Raw genomic sequence first — 4,013 nt, 5'->3', positions numbered from 1 at the left:
CTCTTCACCTTCTCCCCATACAGATACGGGTCATTTCCCCGCACAATCCCCCATTCCATCAGAAGTGCTGCCGCTCCGCTGACAAAGGGTGTTGCAAAGGAGGTTCCCGTGACCGTCTGATAACCACCGCCCGGACGTGGTGCACGGATATCGACGCCCGGAGCGGCAAGGTCCGGTTTGATCTGAACAGGGAGGCGGGTGTAACCGCGGCCGGAGAAATCGGCGTAGGACTGGCGGCGGGAATCGTAGGCTGCTACGGAGATGGCAGACAGCGCGGTGGAGGGAATCGTAAGTGTGGTTTCCGGGGTCGGGCGGTAGAAGCGGGTGGCTTCCCCTACTGTTTTTCCACCGGGAAGCCACATGGAGAATTCTCCCTGCAGGATACGGCGCGGAATCAGATGTATACGCCAGATGCCGCTGTCAATATAACTTTCTGTGGGAAGAAAATCGATGTAGATTTCCTGCGAAGTGCTGTAAGGAGACGGTTTTCCATAATAAATCAGAAGCTGTGTTCCGGCATGCCGGTATCTCTGTGTTCCCAGCGTCTGTTCCAGCGGACCGATAATCGTTCCGTCCGGATGTACCAGGGCAATCTCCATCTGATCCTGATAGTTTTTCCAGATCTGCAGGTTCATAGCCGGTTCATAAGTTCCGATCCCCAGTTCTGCCTCATAATTTTCTCCCTGTCGTACGCGGCCCGCCGTATGCCCTGCCCGATTTCCTTCATTACCGGTTCCCACACAGAGTGTCACACGACCATACCCAACTGCCTGATTCAGATACGTTTCCACCAGAGAGGTTCCGTTATGTGCTCCATAACTGTTTCCGAAGCTCAGATTGATCACCACCGGCATCTGAAGCTCCTGTGCGGTACGGATCGCATAGTCCACCCCCTGCATCAGTTCTGTGGTTCTGGGAAATCCATTCGGTTCCCGGATCCCCAGCTTCACCACCAGCAGACTGCTCTCTGGTGCTACGCCACGCTCCGTTCCCTGACTTTCTCTTCCATTTCCCGCTGCGATCCCCAGCACAGCCGTCCCGTGACCACTCGTATCTATGCTTGGAACCAGCGCCTCTCTTTCTGCCATCGTATTCGCTTCCAGTGCCCGATTGATCTGCTCCTGTGTGTACTCACTGCCGATCCGATACCCTTTGGGGGGATTGCCCGGGATCGACTGATCCCACAGCCGCAGGATCCGTGTGGATCCATCCTCGTTCCGAAAGTCCGGATGCGTATAATCCACGCCCGAATCGATACAGGCAATCAGAATCCCTTTACCAAACAGATACGGCGACTGATTCTGGACCGGATTCACACAGGAAGTCTGCCTGCCTTCATATGCAGCAAAATACAATCTCTTCGGTGCTTCGATATACTCTACCGCTGGATTCTGTGCAAACCCTTCGATCTGATCCTGTGGAATATCTGCAATTCCATAATTTCCAAGAAGGGGTGTAATAACAATCTCATCCGTCTCAAGCTCCGATGCCGCCCCGAAGTAACGAATGATCAGCTTCCACCTCTGTGTGTCTTTTTCATACCCTGCGTTCAGATTCATCGATGCTTCCCGTTCCCTGGATGTGGCATCGAGAGCAAGATTTAAAGTGTTGCCGGTTTTCTGATTATTCATGTTCCGTTCCTGATGATTTTTCATTCTACTACAATATATGGAAGCAGCTTTTTCCCGTTTACTTTTCCCCGGATGTCCTATCCACACAGCTTGAACTATGAGAAACACTCTCCGCGAGTTTTTCGTGCAGGCACGGACTTTGGCTCATTGCCCGTGTAAATCAAAATTGATCCACCGGACCAATTATTGGTATGCAATGCAATCAAAAAGACTGCTGGGGGCAGAATAATATCCTACCGAACAGCAGTCCTTTTCCCTTTTTCATTATTTTATTGGTTTACATATTTATGGATCGTAGCTTTCACGGCTCCCGGTCCCGCAAGCATCTCACGGAACATGGTCTCAATTTTTTCTCCCACACCGTCTTTATACAGGTCTGTGAAAAACAGTCTTTCGTTGGAAAGAATCGATTTCAGCTGATTCGTAAAAGTCTCCGGTTTTCCAACCACGATATCTTTGAACTGTTCCTGAATCTCTTCGTTCATAGGATCCGGAGCAAGCTCATATGTATTTCCTTCGTCGTCTACACCCAGCATGTAGCGCAGCCATCCGGCTATTCCAAGGGGAATAGCAGTCAGCCGGGAAGCATCTCCGAATTTCTTTACATAAGCCTTGATGGTTTCGCCAAAGCGGATACCAACCATCTGAGATACATCTACTGACAGACGCATGTTGGTATCACCCAGATATTCATTCGGGAACCGGTCATGAAACAGTTCATCCACAAATGCCTGCGGGGAAAGGATGCCCGGGTTCGGAACGACCGGAAGGCCTTCGTCGTAGGCGATCATTCGTGCCATCTTCATCATGTCTTCGTTTGTATTTAACATATGCGCAAACAGTTCATATCCCTGTACTACACCCAGCGGACCGGTGGCAGAATGTACCGGATTCAGACATACTGTCACTTTCATGCGTTCAGACAGATTCACGGTTTCTCTGTCCGCCATATATACGCCAAATCCCTTTTCCAGTGCCGGGCGACCGTTCGGGAAGCTGTCTTCAATGACCAGATACTGTGGTTTCTCCGCATTGACAAACGGAGCAATATAGGTCTTCTTTCCGGTGATCACCGGCTGCATATCTTCTACACCAATCGCTTCCAGATCTGCTGCAATCTGTTCACTCGGACGTGGGGTGATCTTGTCGATCATCGTCCACGGGAAGGCAACTATGCTTTCATCACTCACATAATCCATAAAATCCTGCTCCACAAAACCGTGTTTCTTCCATTCTTCGGTCATCGTCAGTACAGACTCCCGCAGTTTCGCGCCGTTTTTGGAGCAATTGTCCATGGAAACCAGAGCGATCGGATATTTTCCTGCTTTATAACGTTCATATAACATCGCTGTCAGAACCGCCATTGCTCCGGTGGCTCTGTCCGGGCCGTTGTTGATATCTGCTTCCACAAACGGGAACCAGCTGCCGTCTGCTTTCTGCAGGGCATAGCCTTTTTCTGTGATCGTGAAAGAAACCAGCTGCAGGGATTTTGCTTTGAAGATTTCCTTCAGACGGTTCCACTGTTCCGGATCGGGTGACTGTGCTTTTACCGCCTCTGCCAGCGCTCCCATAACTTTGTATTCTCTGGTTCCGTCACCGTGGAGGATCACGCTCATACTCAGATTGTCATAAGGTTTATAGATCTTATCTATCACATCGTAATCAAAGGTCTCCACACAGGTAATGCCTCGATCCAGGACACCTTCTTCCAGAAGTCCGTCTGCAATTCCACCGATGAAAACACGGAAAATGTTTCCGATTCCAAAATGTACCCATCCCGGTGCATCTTTTGCTTTCTTCGATACTGCTTCCACATCGTACCCCGGCAGTTTGATACCTGCTTTTTCCCATGCCTGACGATCTTTGATTCCATCCAGTGTTAATTTCATGGTAAATATCCTCCTCTTTCTTTTTTCTGTTATCTGTTATCCACATAAATCTTTTTCTTCTGTGGATACATTGAGTTTCGTTTTTTACTTTTGATTGTATCTTAATCATAAGTTGAGTTTATATCTTTTTTCCTGAAAAATCCAGTGCCAAAAAGCATAATTTTCATCTTTGTTTTTTGTATGTATTTACCAACATCACCGATTCTGTCCCCCGGATGCCATCGTATCCATCTTCATGAGCTGTTTTCTGTGCGGGCTGATAGTTCTTTCCCGTAAAGTAAAAAAAGCAGTTATTTCTGTACTCTTACTTTTGTACAGAAATAACTGCTTCTTATATTTTTTCAGACACGCTCTAGAGCGTGTTTGAAAAAGGCTTTTCGTGAGCTGCGAGTCCCAGTTTGTGGGAGATTTTATCCGAATGAGGGCGGCGTAGCGGGCTACGGCAACCGAATGAGGGTAAAATATACCGCAAAGTGGGGCTTGCAGATTGCGG

The 4,013-nt window shown here is 48.7% G+C and carries 3 protein-coding genes and 1 pseudogene; 1 reads left to right on the top strand and 3 read right to left on the bottom strand.

What is annotated here, in order from left to right:
* From MSA64_RS08165 to MSA64_RS12045, 3 genes and pseudogenes are all read right to left on the bottom strand, one after another.
* A partial coding sequence (locus MSA64_RS08165) for a S8 family peptidase (protein ID WP_287891272.1) occupies positions 1-1,631 on the bottom strand: 1,631 nt, incomplete at its 3' end.
* Positions 1,632-1,900: 269 nt separating this feature from the next.
* Entirely contained in the window at positions 1,901-3,520 is a 1,620-nt protein-coding gene (locus MSA64_RS08160; RefSeq protein ID WP_287891271.1) for a mannitol dehydrogenase family protein, read from the bottom strand.
* 195 nt (positions 3,521-3,715) lie between these two features.
* A pseudogene (locus MSA64_RS12045) lies at positions 3,716-3,952 on the bottom strand (DUF6783 domain-containing protein); the annotation flags it as partial.
* Between MSA64_RS12045 and MSA64_RS12040 the strand changes: the two are divergent.
* The coding region (locus tag MSA64_RS12040) for a DUF6783 domain-containing protein (RefSeq protein ID WP_321070357.1) at positions 3,905-4,013 on the top strand (109 nt) is incomplete at its 3' end. The pseudogene MSA64_RS12045 and the gene MSA64_RS12040 overlap by 48 nt on opposite strands.

Source organism: Oliverpabstia sp., assembly GCF_022785585.1.
Classification (GTDB): domain Bacteria; phylum Bacillota; class Clostridia; order Lachnospirales; family Lachnospiraceae; genus Oliverpabstia; species Oliverpabstia intestinalis.
The sequence above is the reverse complement of the archived record's forward strand: the minus strand, read 5'-3'. Positions and strand labels throughout refer to the sequence as shown.

Excerpts from the sequence above, each read along its gene's own strand:
- MSA64_RS08160 (WP_287891271.1), bottom strand. The coding sequence starts at position 3,520 with ATGAAATTAACACTGGATGGAATCAAAGATCGTCAGGCATGGGAAAAA.